Annotated in this window: 11 protein-coding genes and 1 pseudogene; 11 read left to right on the top strand and 1 reads right to left on the bottom strand. The window is 54.4% G+C overall.

The features are described 5' to 3' along the window. Positions 1 to 705 precede the first annotated feature (705 nt). The 9 genes and pseudogenes from IR141_RS09885 to IR141_RS09850 all read left to right on the top strand — a co-directional run bounded on the left by IR141_RS09885 (position 706) and on the right by IR141_RS09850 (position 11,603). Positions 706 to 2,952, top strand: coding sequence for a NosR/NirI family protein (locus IR141_RS09885; RefSeq protein ID WP_228068222.1), 2,247 nt, complete (start codon positions 706 to 708; stop codon positions 2,950 to 2,952). A 92-nt stretch (positions 2,953 to 3,044) separates the two neighbouring features. Then, positions 3,045 to 5,021 carry a TAT-dependent nitrous-oxide reductase gene (gene nosZ / locus IR141_RS09880; protein ID WP_135036667.1) on the top strand — a complete coding sequence of 659 codons (1,977 nt, stop codon included), beginning with the start codon at positions 3,045 to 3,047 and terminating at the stop codon, positions 5,019 to 5,021. 107 nt (positions 5,022 to 5,128) lie between these two features. Then, positions 5,129 to 6,397 carry a nitrous oxide reductase family maturation protein NosD gene (locus IR141_RS09875; protein WP_135036664.1) on the top strand — a complete coding sequence of 423 codons (1,269 nt, stop codon included), beginning with the start codon at positions 5,129 to 5,131 and terminating at the stop codon, positions 6,395 to 6,397. A gap of 45 nt (positions 6,398 to 6,442) precedes the next feature. Beyond that, positions 6,443 to 7,333, top strand: a complete 891-nt coding sequence (locus tag IR141_RS09870; RefSeq protein ID WP_135036661.1) for an ABC transporter ATP-binding protein — start codon at positions 6,443 to 6,445, stop codon at positions 7,331 to 7,333. A 130-nt stretch (positions 7,334 to 7,463) separates the two neighbouring features. Next, positions 7,464 to 8,294, top strand: coding sequence for an ABC transporter permease (locus IR141_RS09865; protein WP_135036658.1), 831 nt, complete (start codon positions 7,464 to 7,466; stop codon positions 8,292 to 8,294). A gap of 73 nt (positions 8,295 to 8,367) precedes the next feature. Then, positions 8,368 to 8,859 (top strand): nitrous oxide reductase accessory protein NosL, encoded by a 492-nt coding sequence (locus IR141_RS09860; RefSeq protein ID WP_135036655.1) that lies wholly within the window; start codon positions 8,368 to 8,370, stop codon positions 8,857 to 8,859. A 65-nt stretch (positions 8,860 to 8,924) separates the two neighbouring features. Then, positions 8,925 to 9,947: an FAD:protein FMN transferase gene (locus tag IR141_RS09855; RefSeq protein ID WP_135036652.1), complete on the top strand. Its 1,023-nt coding sequence runs from the start codon at positions 8,925 to 8,927 to the stop codon at positions 9,945 to 9,947. Positions 9,948 to 10,268: 321 nt separating this feature from the next. After that, positions 10,269 to 10,376 (top strand): annotated as a pseudogene (locus tag IR141_RS13490) (IS1595 family transposase); the annotation flags it as partial. Between the two features lie 1,029 nt (positions 10,377 to 11,405). Further along, positions 11,406 to 11,603 (top strand): hypothetical protein, encoded by a 198-nt coding sequence (locus IR141_RS09850; protein ID WP_135036649.1) that lies wholly within the window; start codon positions 11,406 to 11,408, stop codon positions 11,601 to 11,603. A gap of 545 nt (positions 11,604 to 12,148) precedes the next feature. Here the strand turns inward: IR141_RS09850 and smc are convergent. Then, on the bottom strand, positions 12,149 to 15,643 hold the full coding sequence (gene smc, locus IR141_RS09845) for a chromosome segregation protein SMC (RefSeq protein WP_135036646.1): 3,495 nt from the start codon (positions 15,641 to 15,643) through the stop codon (positions 12,149 to 12,151). Positions 15,644 to 16,095: 452 nt separating this feature from the next. Here smc and IR141_RS09840 point away from each other — a divergent pair, with 452 nt between their 5' ends. Together IR141_RS09840 and IR141_RS09835 are read left to right on the top strand one after the other, a co-directional pair. Further along, on the top strand, positions 16,096 to 16,992 hold the full coding sequence (locus IR141_RS09840) for an OmpA family protein (RefSeq protein ID WP_135036643.1): 897 nt from the start codon (positions 16,096 to 16,098) through the stop codon (positions 16,990 to 16,992). A 29-nt stretch (positions 16,993 to 17,021) separates the two neighbouring features. Continuing rightward, positions 17,022 to 18,339, top strand: a 1,318-nt coding sequence (locus tag IR141_RS09835; RefSeq protein WP_209304420.1) for an Ig-like domain-containing protein, incomplete at its 3' end; no start/stop codon positions are given.

Below are 18,339 nucleotides of genomic sequence, written 5' to 3'. Positions count from 1 at the left end.
CGAACGATGTAGGATTTGGGGAAACTGTAAGAATCAAGATTTACGGTGCAGTAAACAATGCACATGATAAAACCCCTTCACTTGGCGTTTGAGTTAGCGGGGCTTTAGGTTTGTAAGATATGATCCCCTTACGTGGGGTGAAAGATATAAGGTTGGATAGATGCGCTAATTTTGCATATTTATAGTTGTCAGGGAAGAGCTTTAGGTGAAGAGAGAGCATTTCAAGGCATGGAGATGGTTGTGCTAGATTCCTTTGCTGCACTGTAGTAATCGTGCAGCTTTGAAGAGTTCTTTGAGTGAGAGTTTTGGAGTTTTTTTGAGTAGGCTATATTGGGATTATGCCGAAAATATGTTGATATGTTACATATTTTTAATATGGGTATGTTGATGGGTAAGTAATTATCAATAATATAAAGTAGTGGTTTTATTTGTTGCTGTCGGTCTGACTGCTTCAGCAGTAGAACAAAATAAATAGTTCAGTGATTGCATTTTTCTTATGTTGATTCAGTTGGCTATTTTCATTTTAACATTTCAATCTTTGATTTCAGTCAAATTATACCTGATTTATTATTCATATAATATGTATTTAATAGTGTATGAATTAAGTTGGGAGCTGTCATGTTCAACTTTATAATGAATGCACTACGGAGCCGCATTCCCCGACAGGTTGCTGTTTGTCTGCTCTTTGTATTGGGAGCTTTCCGTATGCATTCTGTGTGGGCTGAGCGGTTGCCGGAGTTTCTGTCAAAAATTCCACCTGCTGAAATTTTTCCGGATGCTGATCGCTATGGGGAACCGGAGGGTAAACCGTTGGTCGCGCCTGTGTACAAAGGGCAAGAGAAGCTTGGTTTGGTGTATATAACCACAGATGTTGTGAATACGCGCGGTTATTCCAGCAAACCGATTGATACGATGATGGCGCTTTCCAATGACGGAACTATCGTCGGCGCCAAATTGGTGGCACATAACGAGCCTATCGTGCTAATCGGTATTCCGCAGTCGAAAGTTGATAAGTTTATTCAAGATTATGTGGGTTTGAATTTGGTGAAATCGCCGCTCAAGCCCGGCAGCATGCCTTCCGACATTATCAGCGGCGCCACGGTAACGCTGATGGTGATTAATGACGGTATACAGCGTTCCATCAAGGCTATTGCACCGGTATACAAACTCGGCACGCCGCAGGCGGCGGAGGCGGTTCGGGGGACTCCGGAAGCCAGCGTTCCGGCTTTTCAAGGTGCCCGGAACGCCGTACGCACACGGCCCCGCCGCATCATCAACCAAGACAAACAGGATGTGCTTTCTTGGAAAGAGCTATTGGCGCAAAAAGCGGTGGCGAAACTGCATCTGACGGTGGGCGAAGCCAACAAACTGTTTGAGCGGAGCGGCAAAACGGCGGCGGTCGAGCACCCCGAGCTCGGCCCCGACGATGCTACTTTTATCGATTTGTATGTGGCGCTGGCTTCACAGTCGGCTATCGGTAAAAGCCTGCTCGGGGAAGTGGGCTGGAATGCTTTGAAAGGCCGTCTGAAACCGAACCAGCAGGCTCTGGTAATCGCGGGAGAGGGGCGTTATTCGTGGAAGGGGTCGGGCTATGTGCGCGGCGGCATTTTCGATCGCATCGAGATTATTCAGGGCGACACCAGCTTCCGTTTTACCGACGCGCAACACGAGCGCCTGACGGCGCTGGAGGCAGAAGGTGCGCCGCAATTTAAGGAAGTGTCGCTGTTTACGGTGCCGGAAGATGCGGCTTTCGATGGTGCCGAGCCGTGGCGGGCGCAGCTGGTCATACAGCGCACCACCGGCGTAAGCGACAAGGCGTTTGTTACCGCTGATTTGGATTACGGGCTGCCGCAGGGTTTTTATGCGGACGACCCGAATGCGCCGCCGGTGGAGATTCCGCCCGAAGCCTTACCCGCTCAGACGGCCTCTGATACGCTTTCTGAAGCCGACACAGGCGGCGGGCAGGTGCATTTGTGGAAGCAGGTTTGGGCGGGCAAGGTCTGGCAGATTGCTGTGGTGTTGCTTTCTTTGCTGGTGTTGGCGGCGGTGTTTTTCTTTCAGGATACTTTGGCGAAACACCCGGTTTTCTACGACCGTTTCCGCTTGGCCTATCTGGCGTTCAGCTTGTTTTTTATCGGCTGGTATCTGCAAGCGCAGCTTTCGGTGGTAAACGTGCTTACTTTTACCACGTCGCTGCGTACGGGGTTCAGTTGGGATTATTTCCTGATGGATCCGATAGTGTTTATTTTATGGAGTGCATCGGCGGTTTCGCTGCTGTTTTGGAACCGCGGGGCATTCTGCGGCTGGCTATGCCCGTTTGGCGCTTTGCAGGAATTGTCGAACCGTATCGCCAAAAAGCTGGGCGTGAAACAGCTTAACGTGTCTTTCGGCGTGCATACCCGTTTGGCGGCTTTGAAATATGTGGTCTTTATGGTGTTGTTCGGCGTATCGCTTTATGACTTGGGCTTAGCCGAGCGGCTTTCGGAGGTGGAGCCGTTTAAAACGGCGGTTATCCTGAAATTCATGCGCGAGTGGTGGTGGGTGCTGTTTGCCGCTGCGCTGCTTGTCGCCGGCCTGTTTGTCGAGCGTTTTTTCTGCCGTTATCTCTGCCCGCTGGGCGCGGCGATGGCCGTTCCCGCCCGACTGAGGATTTTCGACTGGCTGCGCCGCTACCATATGTGCGGCAACCCGTGCCAGTTGTGCGCCAACGAATGTCCCGTGCAGGCCATCGAGCCGGAAGGCCGGATTAACCCCAACGAATGCATCCAGTGCCTGCACTGCCAAGTGCTGTACCACCATACCACCCGCTGCCCGCAGGTAGTGTCGGTGTTGAAGAAAAAAGCCCGGCAGGCGGCGGCTAAGGGGGGAGCGGAGACACAAAAGCCGCAGGAGCAGGTGGTGCGATTTGTGCGGCAGAGGCCGTTTGAAAACGAAGGGCGTCCTGCCGAATAAGCCAGTTTGCCTTAACCGGCACCGTTTAGTATTTAACCCGTTGCGGCAGGCCGTCTGAAAGGCTGCCGGTATTTCCAACAAGGAGAGTTGAAATGTCAGACAATCAGGAAAAATTAGGGCAGGCGGGACTGAGCCGCCGCTCGTTTTTAGGCACGGCTGCGGTATCGGGCGCGGGTTTGGCAGGTGCCGGCCTGCTCGGCTTGGCGGGCTGCTCCAACAGTGGCGGCGAAGGCGGTGCGGCCAGCGGCGCGTCGGGAGCGGCGGCCAAACAGGGCGGCGGAGGCGGTCAGTCTTACCATGTCGGACCGGGCGAACTCGACCAATATTATGCGTTCAACTCCAGCGGCCAAACTGGCGAGCTGCGTATTTTGGGCGTACCTTCTATGCGAGAGCTGCTGCGTATTCCTGTATTCAATATGTGCAGCGCCACCGGTTGGGGGCGTACCAACGAAAGCCGTAAGATTCTGAATGCCGGTATTACGCCGGAAACCCGCGAATACCTGAAGAAAACCGGCCAGCCGGTTATCCCCAACGGCGATTTGCACCATCCGCATATGTCGTTTACCGACCAAACTTACGACGGCCGCTATGTTTACGTAAACGATAAAGCCAACAACCGCGTGGCGCGCATCCGTTGCGACGTGATGAAAACCGACAAAATTCTGGAAATCCCCAATGTTTCCGGCGTACACGGCCTGCGCCCGCAGCGTTATCCGAAAACAGGCTATGTGTTTGCCAACGGCGAACATATCGTGCCGGTTCCCAACAACGGCACGCTTTTAGACGACCCCAAGAAAAACTGGTGGGCGGTTTATACGGCGGTAGACGGCGAAACCATGCAGGTGGCCTGGCAGGTTATGGTAGACGGCAATCTGGATAACGGCGATGCCGACTACCAAGGCAAATATTCTTTCGCCACCTGTTACAACTCCGAAAAAGGCACCACCGTTACCGAAGCGTCGGCCAACGAGCAGGACTGGTGCGTGGTGTTCAATATCGCCGCCATCGAAGAAGGTGTCAAAAACGGAGATTTTAAAGAAATCGGCGGCGTGAAAGTATTGGACGGCCGCGCCGAAGCCAAATCCAAATACACCCGCTACATCCCCGTACCCAACTCGCCGCACGGTTGCAATGCTTCGCCCGACGGCAACTACATCATGCTCAACGGCAAACTTTCTCCCACCGTAACCGTGCTCGATGTGCGCAAGCTTGACGACTTGTTTGCCGGTAAAATCAAAGAACGCGACGTGGTGGTGGCCGAACCGGAGCTGGGTTTGGGGCCGCTGCACACTGCGTTCGACGGCCGCGGCAACGCCTACACCACGCTGTTTATCGACAGCCAGATGGTAAAATGGAATATCGAAAAAGCCATCGCCGCCTATCAAAACAAAGATAAAAAAGGCGACTACATCATTCAGAAACTCGATGTGCATTACCAGCCCGGCCACAACCACACTACTATGGGCGAAACCAAGGAGGCTGATGGCAAATGGTTGGTTTCGTTGAATAAATTTTCGAAAGACCGCTTTTTGAACGTCGGCCCCCTAAAGCCGGAAAATGACCAGCTTATCGACATTTCCGGCGACGAAATGAAGTTGGTGCACGACGGCCCCAGCTTTGCCGAGCCGCACGATATGCTGCTGGTGGCCTCATCCAAAGTGAAGCCGCTGAAAACGTGGGACCGCAAAGACCCGTGGATGTGGGAAGACGCAGTGAAGCAGGCCGAAAAAGACGGTGTGAAGCTGGAGAGCGCATCCAATGTCATCCGCGAAGGCAATAAAGTGCGTGTATATATGACTGCTATTGCGCCCGTGTTCAGTGTGCCGAAGTTTGAGGTCAATCAGGGAGATGAAGTAACCGTATATGTAACCAATATGGAAACCATCGAAGATCTCACCCACGGCTTTACCCTCGAAGGCCACGGTATTGCCATGGAAGTCGGCCCGCAGGCCACTGCTTCGGTAACCTTTACCACTGACCGCGTAGGCGTTTACTGGTATTACTGCCAATGGTTCTGCCATGCCCTGCATATGGAAATGTCGGGGCAGATGGTTGTGAAGCCGAAATAACGGACAGGCCGTCTGAAAGGGTACACTGCGCCCGCTTTCAGACGGCCTTTATTGCCAAGCCGTTTGAAAAGACGGTTTGGCAATAAAGCACACCGGATTCCAAATACATGCATATCCCCTTCAGCCCCGTTTTACTGCTGCTGGCCGCTTTCCAGACGGCCTCTGCCGCCACACTCGACGTAGCCGCGGGCAGCGACCTGCAAAGCATCGTCAACCGTGCGCAGGCGGGCGACACGTTGCGTTTGGCGCCGGGAAAATACCGCGGCAGAATCGTCATCGGCAAGCCGCTCACAATCGAAGGCCCGGCCGACCGCAGCGCCGAAATCGAAGGCGACCGCACGGGGCGCACCGTATCCGTGCACGCACCCGATGTCGTATTGCGCAACCTTACCGTAACCCGCTCCGGCCTGAGCCTGCCCGCCATGGATGCCGGCATCTACCTCGAACAAACCGCCGCCCGCGCTTTGGTGGAACACAACGACATTCTGGAGAACTCCGTCGGCGTTTATCTGCACGGCGCACCCGATGCCCTGGTGCGGGCGAACAAAATCGTCGGCGACGCCAAATTGCGCCGCAACGAGCGCGGCAACGGCGTAACCGTGTGGAACGCCCCGGGCTCCAAAGTAACCGGCAACGACATTTCGCAAGGCCGAGACGGCATTTTTTCCAATGCCAGCACCAAAAACGTGTTCAGCAACAACCGTTTCTCCAAGCTGCGTTACGCCGTCCACTATATGTACACCAACGACAGCGAAGTGAGCGGCAACTTTTCAGACGGCAATGAAATCGGCTACGCCATCATGTTTTCAGAGCGGCTCAAAATCAACGATAACATTGCCGTCAACAGCACCAACCAAGGGCTGATGTTCAACTACGCCAACCATTCCGACATTACCGGCAACGTCATCGACAAAGCCGGCAAATGCGTATTCGTGTATAACGCCAACTACAATACCTTGGTCGGCAACCGCTTCGAGCAGTGCGCCACCGGCATCCACTTTACCGCAGCGGCCGAAGGCAACAAAATCTACGACAACGCCTTTGTCGGCAACCAAAACCAAATCAAATACGTTAGCACCCGCTATGCAGACTGGGCGGAAGGAGGGCGCGGCAACTACTGGAGCGACAACAGCGCCTTCGACCTGGACGGCGACGGTTTCGGCGACAACGCCTACCGCCCCAATGGCATTACCGACCAAATCGTCTGGCGTGCCCCCGCCGCCCGCCTGCTGATGAACAGCCCGGCCGTGAGCATGGTCAAATGGGCGCAATCACAGTTTCCCGCCATCCTGCCCGGCGGCGTAGTGGACAGCAAACCGCTGATGGCGCCGCCGGAAAATAGAACGTTTGAGAAATACAAAGCCATGAAGGGGTAGGGCGCAAAGGCCGTCTGAAACCCGCAAACGCACCAAGGAGGAACGATGGGCACATCGCACATCGCGTTAAACGCAGTGAGCAAGCAGTACGGTAGCCGTTTTGCCGTGAAAAACATCGACTTAACCCTGAAGGCCGGAGAATGCGCCGGCTTGGCGGGGCATAACGGCGCGGGCAAATCCACACTGATAAAACTGATGCTCGGCCTGATTACCCCCAGCGCAGGTAGCGTGCGGCTGCTCGGCGAAGATGCTGCGGGCAGCCGCGCCGCATCCGTCCGCAGCCGAATCGGCTACCTGCCCGAAACCGCTGCCCTCCACCCCTCGCTTACCGGCAGGGAAACGCTGGATTTTTACGCCAAGCTGAAAAAACAGCCGGTCGGAAAAAACGCCGCTCTGCTCGAGCGCGTCGGCATCGCACAGGCGGCGGGCAGGCGCGTCGGAACGTATTCCAAAGGGATGCGCCAGCGTCTCGCTCTTGCCCAAGCCCTGCTCGGAGAGCCCAAAGTACTGCTGTTCGACGAACCCACTACCGGCCTCGACCCAGCATCGAGGCAGATGTTTTACGAAATCGTGCGCGAACTAGCCGGACAGGGTGCCGCCGTATTGCTCAGCACCCACGCTTTGGGCGAACTGGACGGCCATGCCGACCGCATCGTCGTGATGAAAAATGGCAGCAAAGTTGCCGACGGCAGCATGGACGAGTTGCAAATCCAAAGCGGCCTGCCCGCCACCGTGCGCGTACAGCTCAAACGGCCCGCCGGCCTGCCGGCAAACTGGGTTTCAGACGGCCTGACCTACACCGCGCAGTGTCCGGTGGAGCGGAAAGCCGAGCTGTTGCGGGAGCTCGGCAGTTTGGACAATATCAGGCAAATTGACATCCACACCCCCACACTCGACGACATGTACGCCGAATTTTTGAAGCGGGAAGATGTGTAGGCGCGGCGGTAGCCCGAAAGCGGCGCAATTTTGAGGCCGCCGTGTTTTTTAAGACAGAGGCCGTCTGAAAAATATTTTCGATAAAAAACGTATTTGTGCCGGTGCAGAAGCACCGAAGGAACCGGAAAACATGAACCCCGTTTGGATTATTACCGGCAAAGAAATCCGCGACAGCCTGCGCAACCGCTGGGTACTGGCCGCCACTTTGTTGCTGGCGGTGCTGGCTTTGTCACTCGGCTTTCTCGGCAGCGCGCCCACAGGGGCGGTAAAGGCCGACCCGCTGACCGTTACCGTAGTCAGCCTGTCGAGCCTGTCGATTTTCCTGATACCGCTGATTGCTATGCTACTCTCCTACGACGCTTTAATCGGCGAAATCGAGCGCGGCACGATGGCGCTGCTGTTGAGCTATCCCATATCGCGCGCGCAGGTTTTGGCCGGTAAGTTTGCCGGCCACCTGATTATCCTTACCTTGGCGACTTCGGCGGGCTACGGCTTGGCGGGCATCGCCCTGCAACTGGCGGGCGGCGGCTTCGATTCCGGCGCGTGGCAGCCGTTTCTGCTGCTGATTGCCGCCAGCGTTTTGCTCGGCGCAGCGTTTTTGGCGATGGGTTATCTGATTAGCGCAAAAGTGAAAGAACGGGGCACGGCGGCCGGCACCGCCATCGGCGTGTGGCTGTTTTTCGTGGTGATTTTCGATATGACGCTGCTGGGCATACTGGCAGCCGATACCGGGCAGATGATTACCGCGCCGATACTGGAAACCGTGCTGCTGTTCAACCCCGCCGACATCTACCGCCTGCTGAACCTGACCGGCTACGAAAATACCGCCATGTATGCGGGGATGGCGGGTTTGAGCGGCCAGCTTTCACTCGGCCGCCCCGTATTGCTGGCGGCGCAGTTGCTGTGGATTGCCGTGCCTTTCGCTTTTGCGGCGGGGGCGTTTCAGAAACGGCAGATTTGAATCCGGCGGCAGGCCGCCTGAAACATACGGCGGCTTTTCAGACGGCCTGCCGCTTTGCCCGTAGGAGAGTTGTATGAAGCTTTTTTACCTCGTATCCGCCGCGCTGGCGCTTGCCGCCTGCGGCGCAAAGCCGGAGCCCTCCCCGCCCGCGCCGCAGCCGATTACCGAGCGGTCCGTCGGCCACTACTGCACCATGAACCTGTCGGAGCACGTCGGCCCCAAGGCGCAGATTTTCTTGAACGGCAAGCCCGACAAACCGGTATGGTTTTCCACCATCAAGCAGATGTTCGGTTATACCAAACTGCCGGAGGAGCCGAAGGGCATTGCTGCGATTTACGTAACCGATATGGGCAAAGTCAGCGATTGGCGCACACCCAACGCCGACAACGATTGGGTAGATGCCCGTAAAGCCTATTACGTGATTGAAAGCGGCTTTATCGGCGGCATGGGCGCGGAAGACGCGCTGCCGTTTGCCGACAAGGCGCAGGCGCAGAAATTTGCCGCCGAAAAAGGCGGCAGGGTCGTGGCGTTCGGCGAAATACCCGACGAGTATATTTTCAAATAAACAAAGACCGTATAACGGGGCCGTCTGAAAATATGCGGCCCGTCCGCCGCGAAATGGAGCAAACCATGAACACCAGAATGACCCGCCGCCGCTTTATCGGCATCACGGCAGCCGTCGCCGGAACCGCCGCCGTGCCGCTGCTTTGCCGCCGTACAAACGTCGGAGCGCTGCCCGAAGCCGCCGTTTGGCAGGGTATTGCGTTGGGTGCCGGTGCCGAAATGCGCCTTTACCATCCCGACCGCCGCTTTGCCGAAAACTTAATCGGCAAAGCAGTGGCCGAAATATCGCGGCTGGAGAAAATCTTCAGCCTCTACCGCGGCGACAGCGTGCTGGTGCACCTGAACCAAACGGGCCGTTTAGATAATCCGCCCGCCGATTTACTGGCCGTGCTCAGCCTCAGCCGCGACATCCATACCCTTACGCAAGGTGCCTTCGACCCCAGCATTCAGCCTCTCTGGAATGCCTATGCCGCGCATTTTTCGCGGCACCCGTTGAGTGAATCCGCACCAACCGCCGCCGTTTTGGAACAAGCGCTGGCTTCGGTGGGTTTCGGCGCAGTCGAGTTCGACAGCCGCACCGTCCGCTTCGCTAAATCTGGTATGGCCTTATCGTTTAACGGCATTGCCCAAGGCTATATTACTGACCGCATTACCGAAATATTACGTAACGCCGGTTTGGTGCAGGCACTGGTGGATTTGGGGGAAATCCGCGGTTTGGATGGCACACGCAGCCGCATTTGGCAGGCTGGCATCCGCCATCCGGACGGAGGGGACGCGGTATTGCTCAATGTGCCGCTGCAAAACCAGGCTCTGTCCACTTCGGGTGGATACGGCACGACTTTGGACGAAGCAGGCCGGTTTACGCACCTTTTCAATCCGCTTACCGGCACTAGCCGTCCACGCTACCGCAGCGTCAGTGTAACTATGGCTACTGCGGCAACCGCAGATGCCTTGTCAACTGCGTTTTCAGTAATGGATAAAACCTCTGTTGTCGCCATCGCTAATAGAGTTCCTCATTTGAAAGCATGGCTGTTTACGACTGAAGGCAGATTGGAAAAGGTGGATATGAACATAGCTGTTGCAAGTTGATGCCTGTTTATCATCGTTGACTTGTATTTGTCGTGAAACAAGATAAGAACAAGACTAGGTGAAGTAGTGGCATGGTTAATCCAATTTAAAATATGTACAAGGTGATGAATTGCAGGAGGTATTCCTGGATAAATAGGTTTAATCAAAAAATAATCCTGATGAAGAAAAGCGGTTTAAGTCAGTATAAGTAATACAAGCGGATTGAGCTGTTTGTTTCCAAACACTTACTAGAATAGCTGCTGAGTTGGCAGGTGTTTATAGAACACAGCTATGCTTACACTTTTACTGTCTGTGATTGCTGGCTTATCCAAACAATACGTATGTAAAGTACTTGACGGAGAAGTTGAAGTCGATGAAATTTGTTTTTACTGCCAACGAAAAGGCAAACATGACAGAGGAGCGGCTGGGAAAGTTTTGATCTTCGGGCTGTCTAACTACCAACCAACAACCAATTGTCGTTTATGACCTCGGGCAGCACTGATGAGACGGGTAATAACTTAGTGAGTCTGTTGGCAAAGCCAACAGTCAAGACGCTGTTAACAAAGTAGGAAGCGTTGAAATCAATGGAGAAAAGCTCTAATTTTACCGCCAAAATTAACAAATGGCGGGAGGTGTGAACTCGCTGGATGCGCTGGTGGATATTGTGGGCGAGATTACCAGTAAAAATGCCAAATCCGTTGTACCAATGGAGCAAATCAATGCAGTCGAGGAGATGAGGCTAAGCAGACGTTGCTGGAAAACCAAAAAGTACTAGTGGGCAGTGCTGCTATCGGTTAGTTGGTGTCCGACCGCTAAGCCTTGATGGTGTTGCGGGTATTGGTTAGCAAAGTAAGGTTGTTCGCCTTTTAAAGAAGGCTAGCCTACCGTAGTGGGCCGGTAGAGGGTAACTATCAACCAACTTGTGGCATAAGGTTCGGGGTTTAAAAAAGAGAAAGAGCAAACTCGTTTTATCTGAAGCTAAATATGGTGCATACCGTATTTGACATGGCTGATGCAGGTGGGGTTGTTGGCGGGTAACAGCCAACATGTACTTGGTTGCGGAACTGCAATCGGTGTTTGGCATGTTAGCCAATATCCACAATACCAGAAAAGCGGGCTGGACGGCTGGCGCGATATGGGGGTTGACGTATCTAAATAGCCGTCGCTACGCCGTGGCAGTTCAGTCGAAGAATGGAAGGTAATGCGGCAGCGGTGGATTTAATCTAACGTGCTAAGACCTTTAACTGTACTCAGCGCTACCGTGGGGCGTTTGCGTTGACCGAGTAGGCTACCGATATTTTGGTGGTACAGTTAAACGCCTCCAACTTCGATACCTGTAGAATTGTGCACCTGCTGGCTGATACCCATGCCGCTTTGCTGCGCGCACTGGTCGCCCAGCGTATTTTGGTTATGATGTTGGTCAATGAATCTAAGACTGATAAACTGGCTTATTGCCTGCTGTGCCTGTATTAAGCACCTATGGGCAGCACCGATGATGTGTATCAATGTATTGAAGCGGCAGTGCTGCTGAAAACGTCTTATCTAGAAACTGCTGCTGTCTTGGCCAATAACCTGAGCAATACGGCGTATAAATTGCAAAAGCAGATGTTTGTTGCGCCTGTTGCTGGTGTAAAAAAGCGTAACGAGCGATACCAGTCTGCACCTGTTCGTATTTGAATGGTACGGCGATTTCAGTCGATTCATCGAGTTGCTGTGCTTGAATTCGAAAATCCGCCCAGCCGAATTTCATTGAGAAAGGTACAGGGCTGAATGATTACGTCTGATAACACTGCTACCATGCTGGTTAATGGAAATACCCACGGTCAGTGGAGGATTACGATATTGTTTTTGACCTGTCCATTCCCACTGATAATTTTTCAGTAACTCTTCGTTGCTTGGTCGATACCAAGCCGGATGTGATACAGTTAAACGATAAAGTAGTGGCGTGCGTGGGAGGTCATACGTTATTGAGGGCCGTATCGACTGTGTACAAACCGTAACCGAAAAAGACCGTAAGGCATTAATAGTACAGATATGCTGTCAGGCAGATTTGGCGAGTTGGAAACCAGAAACTGCTCCCATGTTGGTATGAGGCTTTGCAGTTATTTATAAATAAGCTCTAGACTAGCAGAATAGCTCTGTTAGACTAGAGCCCTGTATTTTATTGGATTTCAATTGGTTTCTGTTTCTGCGGGGCGGAAGGAAAAAGCGGCCGGGGGAGGTTACGCCGGTTCGGCCATTTTCAGCGCCTGCCGGATATCCACCGCCACAATCCGCGATACGCCTTTTTCCTGCATGGTTACGCCGATGAGCTGTTCAGCCATTTCCATGGTGAGGCGGTTGTGTGAAATATAGAGAAACTGGGTTTGCGCCGACATTTCTTTCACTAAATTGCAGAAACGGCCAGTGTTGGCATCATCAAGCGGAGCGTCCACCTCATCGAGCAGGCAGAACGGGGCGGGGTTGAGGCTGAAGAGGGCAAACACCAAGCTCATGGCAGCGAGTGCTTTTTCGCCGCCGCTCAACAGATGGATGGTGCTGTTTTTCTTGCCGGGCGGGCGCGCCATAATGGATACGCCGGCAGTGAGCAGATCGTCGCCTATCATGTGCAGCGTGGCTTCACCGCCGCCAAACAGGGTGGGAAAGAAAGTTTGGACTTTTTCATTAACGGCATCGAAAGTGGCTTTGAAACGCTCTTTGGTTTTGTTGTCGATTTTGGCGATGGCTTCTTCGAGCAGGTTGATGGCGGCCTGCACGTCTTCACTTTGGCCGCGGTAGTAGCTGTCGCGCTCGCGGGCCTCCTGCAATTCTTGCAGGGCGGCCAGATTGACGGCGCCGAGGGCTTCGATTTGTTGGGAAAGACTGCCGATAGTGTTGCTGAGTGTTTTCGGGCTGCCCGATGCGGCGGCCGATTTTTCGAGTGATGCGAGATCGGCCTGTCGTTCGGTTAGGTTTTGATGAAAGCGTTTGGCGTTAATCAGGGCTTCCTGCTGTTGCAGCAGGGCGGTTTGGGTAGCGGCCTGCAATTGCGGCAGTTTGCTTTGCAGCGCCTGCTGTTGGGCGTATTGCTCGCGGCCTTCGGCTTGGGTGGCGGCGAGTTGGTTTTGCATGGCGAGATATTGTTCGTCTAGCATTTGCACGGCTTCGCCCAGCTCGTTTAGTTTGGCGTGCTGTTCTTCGTTTTGGGTTTCGGCCTCGTAGGCCAATGCGAGTTCGGTTTGTCGTTCCTGCCAGTCTAAGGTTTGTTGCTCGAGCTGGATAAGTTGTTGCTGGAAATGTTGTTTTTGCTGTTGCAGTTTGTGTACGGCCACTTCGGCGAGGCCGTATCGGCGGTTGGCTTCCAACAGGGCGAGTTGGGCCTGTTTCAGACGGCCTTGCTGCTCTTGGCGGCTGCCGCCGGTGTGGTGCTGCTGGTGTTCGAGTTCGGCGGAAGCTTCGGCGAGGGTGGCGATGTCGTCTTGCAGGCCGTCTGAAGTTTGCCCGAGCACGGTTTGTTCTGCTTCGATTTGCGCCAGTTCGCGCTCGATGTGTTCGCGGCGGATTTGCCCTTGGTTGGTGCGGGCGAGCATTTCGGCGGCGCGCTGCTGCGCCTGCTGGTATTGCCGGTTGTGCTGTTTTTGCTGTTGCAGCAGGTTTTTATGGTTCGCTTCGGCAGTGTTCAGCTCAGCTTGGTTGCGGGTGAGCTGTTGTTCGGCATCGGCCAGACGGGGCGAGAGGGCGGCCAGTTCGGCTGCCAGCTCGTCCAAACGTTCTTTGCGTGCGATCAGGTTGTCCTGCCGGCTGCGGGCATACAGCACGGTGCTGACGCGGTCGATGCGGTGGCCTTCAGGCGTGAGCCAAAGCTGGCCGGGTTGCAGGTCGCTTTGGCGGCTGAGGGCGTAATCCAAGCCGGGGGCGCACAATACTCCGTCCAGCCAATGGTGCAGGGCCGTCTGAAACGGGGCTTTGGCTTGGATTTGATTGAGCAGGGCGGCGGCGGGCAGGGTTTTTTTAAGGCCGCCGGCCAAGCTGTCGGCCAACCAGGCGGCGCTGCCTTCGGGAAGCGGTGCGGGCGGGGCGAACGAGGCGGGCACGGCGCGGGCATGCAGGCGTTCGGCCAGTATCACGCCGAGCGCGTGCTGCCACTCGGCCGGGGCGGTGATGTGCTGCCAGAGTTGCGGGGCTTGGCCGGCATCGGTGTGCTGCCAGAAATCGCCGCCGCTGTTTTCGTCTTGCGCCAAAAGTTGCGCCAGCGCCTGCTGCTGTGCCTCGAGTGTGATGTGTTGCTGTTGCAGCGTTTGCCGGTGTGCCGAGGCCGTCTGAAAACGGGTTTGGCACTCGGCTAAGCGGTTTTCGGCGGCCAGCAGTTGCTCTTCGTAATGCTCTTGTTGGCTTTGCAGCAGGGCGGCCTGCTCTTGTGCGGCCTCGGTGTCGCGGCTCTCGGGCAGGTTAAGGGCGAGGCTTTCCTGTTTCAGACGGCCTTTGCGGGCTTCGTGCTGTTGCAGGGTGTGTTGCGAATGGGCCAGTTGCTGCTGTTTCAAGGCCAGCTCGCGTTTGATGCGGTTGTGTTCGTCCTGCTGGCTTTGGTAGGCGGTGTTGAGCGCGGCCTGCGCTTCTTCCAGCTCGGGCAGGCGTTCTTCGTGTTCGGCCACCTGCATGGCGGTTTCGGCCAGCTCGGTTTGTTTTTCTTCGATGTGGATGTCGGCCTCTTCAAGCTGAGCGCGGATTTGCTGCTGCTCTTGGCGGATGCGTGAAAGTTGCACCTGTGCGGCGGCTTTGTCGCGCTCAATGCGCTGGTGCAGGGTTTGCCGGTGGCGGATTTGCTCTTCCAAACGGGCAACCTGTTCGCGTAACATGCCGCGCCGGTTGTTGAGGTCGTGCATACTTTGCTGCTGCGCCTGTTCGGCAGCCTGCAAAGCGTGCACGGCTTCGCCCAAGGCCTGAATCTTCTCGGCGGTTTCGTTTTGCTGCTGCTGGAAGGTTTGATGCTGGGCGGTGGCTTTGTCGGCGGTGGCAAGCGATTGCTGCCATTGCACATAGTCGAGCAAATCCTGCTGCTGGTCAAGTTGGCGGGTGAGCGTTTGATAGCGTTCGGCGGTTTCGGCCTGTTTTTCCAGTTTTTCCACTTGGCGCGCCAACTCGCTTTGCAGGTCGGACAAGCGTTGCAGATGCTCCCGCGTATCTTTCAGACGGCCTTCTGTTTCTTTTCGGCGTTCTTTGTATTTCGACACACCCGCCGCCTCTTCTATATAGGCGCGCAATTCTTCCGGTCGCGCTTCGATAATGCGCGAAATCATGCCCTGCTCAATCACCGCATAACCGCGCGCGCCCACGCCGGTGCCCAAGAATAAATCGGTAATGTCGCGGCGGCGCACCACTTGGTTGTTGATGAAATAAGTGGATTCGCCCTGCCGCGTGAGCTGGCGCTTGATGCTCACCTCGGCATATTGCCCCCATGCGCCCTGAAGGCTGTGGCTGCTGTTGTCGAACACCAGTTCCACCGAAGCGCGCGGGGCAGGGCGGCGGGTGGCGGCGCCGTTAAAAATGACGTCCTGCATACTCTCACCGCGCAATTGCTTGGCCGATGCTTCGCCCAATACCCAGCGCACGGCGTCAATCACATTGGATTTGCCGCAGCCGTTCGGCCCGATAACGGCTACCAGTTGGCCGGGCACATGAATAGTGGTGGGGTCGGTAAACGATTTGAAGCCGGCAAGTTTGATGTGGGTGAGGCGCATGACAAAAGGGAGACGGGGCGGAAAACGCGCTATTTTAACGGAAATCTGCCTGGAACGGTGGGGGAGGGAAAATCGGCGAACAGTGCTTTTTTGTCTTTAAGAAAAGGAGTGTTGCATAAAGGAGAATGGTATAAAAAACAGCCGGCCACATCAGTTTTTAACTTTATTTGATTATAAAAAACGATATTTTTCATAACGTTATATTTTTAATAAAATCGCGGATTTTAATCGGATGAAATTTAACCGCATACCTATTATCCATAAAAAAATACCGTTGGTATGTGCAGGTGAAAATATAACTTAGATGCGTATATCATTTACATATTGCTATGTGTTATGTTTTTCAACAATGATACAGATAAATATAGCGCAGCAGCCGGAGTTGTTTAACAGATTTAACAGGTAGGCCGTAAAACGCAACAGACGGCTTCAATTAACCAGGAGTTCGAATTATGTTTCAGTATCGTAAATTATTGTGGGTTTTGCTGCCGCTTACCGCAGTCGGATGTACATCATACCAAAAAGAAAAATGGATTGACACCGAGCAGGCCGCCTACAGCACTTCGGTGCCGGATAACCGCTCTTCCGTTGTGTTTTACCGCCAGGCCGATGCCGTTAACGGCCCTACTGTCAATATTTATGTAAATGGCCAATATTCAGGCTCGTTGCAGCCGAATGCCTACCGCCAAGAAACCGTCTGTGCGCAAAACCAGCGCTTTTACGCCGAATTTACCAACAGCGATACCGGTTACCGCAATAAGCATAACTCCGGCGACTATTACAACCTGCCCGACCTGGCAGTATCTTTCTTTAAAGTAGTCGGCGACAGCAACGGCCATCCCGTGCTGCAGGCCGTTTCTCCCGAACAGGCGGAAGCCGAAATGAAAGGCATCCCGCGTCAAAACCACACCCTTTCGCGCGTGGTCAGCCAAGAGCAATGCGCAGTCGTGTTGAAAAAATACAGCCTGCAAACTTCGGCTTTGTTCAAATTCGACCGCCACGACTATAACAATATGCTGCCCAAGGGTAAGCAGGAACTCTCTGCCATTTCTAAAGAAATCAAACAAAATCCCGACTTGATACGCGGCATCGCCGTTGTGGGGCACACCGATCCGTCCGGCACGTCTGCCTACAACCAGAAGCTCTCTGCCAATCGTGCGGCAACCGTAAAACAAGTCTTGGCCGAAAGCGGTTTGGACAGAAGATTGATTAGTGCCGAAGGCAGGGGTGAGCGCGAATTGGTAATCGGCAACTGCCGTAAAAAGCATCCTAACAATGCCCAAGCCCGAAAAGAATGCGACCAACCCAACCGTCGTGTGGAAGTGATTCTTCACGGTGAAAAAAAATAAACTGAATTCAACATTATAAGGTGAACAAAATGTCTAAAAACATTACTTTAAATATCAACAACGCCCAAAAAACCCTAGAAATCGTAAAATTTCAAACGGCCTCGGGAGAAGCATTGCGTATTCCGGCCCAGGCTGAGGTGAATTATCAATTTATTGAAGATGCAACATCCTTCGCGCCTGAAAATATTATGACCAAACGCGTAGGCAATGACTTAACTGTTGCCTTTGAGGGATCGGATATTACCAACCCAGACTTGATTTTAGAGGGTTACTATTCAAAAGAAACCGGCGCCTCCAAAGGCAGCCTGTTGGTTGGTACGCATGAAAACGGCAATACCTATCCGTATGTGCCGGAAAGCACGGAAACCTCCGATGCCGTTACCATGCTTGCAGAAGAAGTAACAGCCGGCCAAGCCCTAGGTGGCGAAATCATTACGGCTGTATGGGCTCCCAATCCCTTGTGGCTTTTGGCTTTGCTTCCGCTGGCCGGTTTGGCTGCATTGGCAAGCCGCAATAATGGCGGTTCCGAAAGCCCGGACCCAACTATTACGGTTGATGCGCCGGACAATACCACCGACAACACACCTAAAATTACGGGCACTGTCCATAATGCAGGTCCGGGCAGCGTGATAAAAGTTGTTTTGGTGGACAGTCAGGGAGCCAGCCAAACCGTATCGACTACAATCAGTGAAACAGGCGAGTATTCAGTGGAACCGACAAACCCGCTGGCAGACGGCACTTATACCGCTACAGCAACTGTTGAAGCGGTATCCGGTAAATCTGCAACAGCCAGCGACCCGGGCAGCATCGACACCAAAGCAGGTATCACCGTAGAAGCCCCCGCGCTGAGCAGCGACAACACCCCGACCATCACCGGTACCACCACCGATGTCGAAGCAGGCCAAGTGGTAACCGTAGTGGTAACCGGTTCGGACGGCCAAAGCCAAACCGTTACCACCACCGTCAAGGCAGACGGCAGCTACAGCGTAGACGTGCCCAAAGCCCTGCCCGACGGCGGCTACACCGCCGAAGCCTCGGTGAAAGATCCCGCCGGCAACGAAGGCAAAGCCAAAGACAACGGCTCGGTCGACACCACCGCCCCGATGATCAGCGTAGACGCGCCGGACAACAGCAGTGACAACACCCCGACCATCAGCGGCAAAACCGATGCGCCCGCCGGTTCGGTGGTAACCGTAGTGGTAACCGGTTCGGACGGCCAAAGCCAAACCGTTACCACCACCGTCAAGGCAGACGGCAGCTACAGCGTAGACGTGCCCAAAGCCCTGCCCGACGGCGGCTACACCGCCGAAGCTTCGGTGAAAGACCCCGCCGGCAACGAAGGCAAAG

Source organism: Neisseria sp. 19428wB4_WF04 (genome assembly GCF_015235335.1).
GTDB lineage: Bacteria > Pseudomonadota > Gammaproteobacteria > Burkholderiales > Neisseriaceae > Neisseria > Neisseria musculi.
This window is presented reverse-complemented; position numbering and strand designations above follow the sequence as displayed.

Coding starts and splice junctions, on each gene's coding strand:
- nosZ (WP_135036667.1), top strand. CDS start 3,045: ATGTCAGACAATCAGGAAAAATTAGGGCAGGCGGGACTGAGCCGCCGC.
- IR141_RS09870 (WP_135036661.1), top strand. CDS start 6,443: ATGGGCACATCGCACATCGCGTTAAACGCAGTGAGCAAGCAGTACGGT.
- IR141_RS09855 (WP_135036652.1), top strand. CDS start 8,925: ATGAACACCAGAATGACCCGCCGCCGCTTTATCGGCATCACGGCAGCC.
- IR141_RS09875 (WP_135036664.1), top strand. CDS start 5,129: ATGCATATCCCCTTCAGCCCCGTTTTACTGCTGCTGGCCGCTTTCCAG.
- IR141_RS09885 (WP_228068222.1), top strand. CDS start 706: ATGCATTCTGTGTGGGCTGAGCGGTTGCCGGAGTTTCTGTCAAAAATT.
- IR141_RS09865 (WP_135036658.1), top strand. CDS start 7,464: ATGAACCCCGTTTGGATTATTACCGGCAAAGAAATCCGCGACAGCCTG.
- smc (WP_135036646.1), bottom strand. CDS start 15,643: ATGCGCCTCACCCACATCAAACTTGCCGGCTTCAAATCGTTTACCGAC.
- IR141_RS09840 (WP_135036643.1), top strand. CDS start 16,096: ATGTTTCAGTATCGTAAATTATTGTGGGTTTTGCTGCCGCTTACCGCA.
- IR141_RS09860 (WP_135036655.1), top strand. CDS start 8,368: ATGAAGCTTTTTTACCTCGTATCCGCCGCGCTGGCGCTTGCCGCCTGC.
- IR141_RS09850 (WP_135036649.1), top strand. CDS start 11,406: ATGGGCAGCACCGATGATGTGTATCAATGTATTGAAGCGGCAGTGCTG.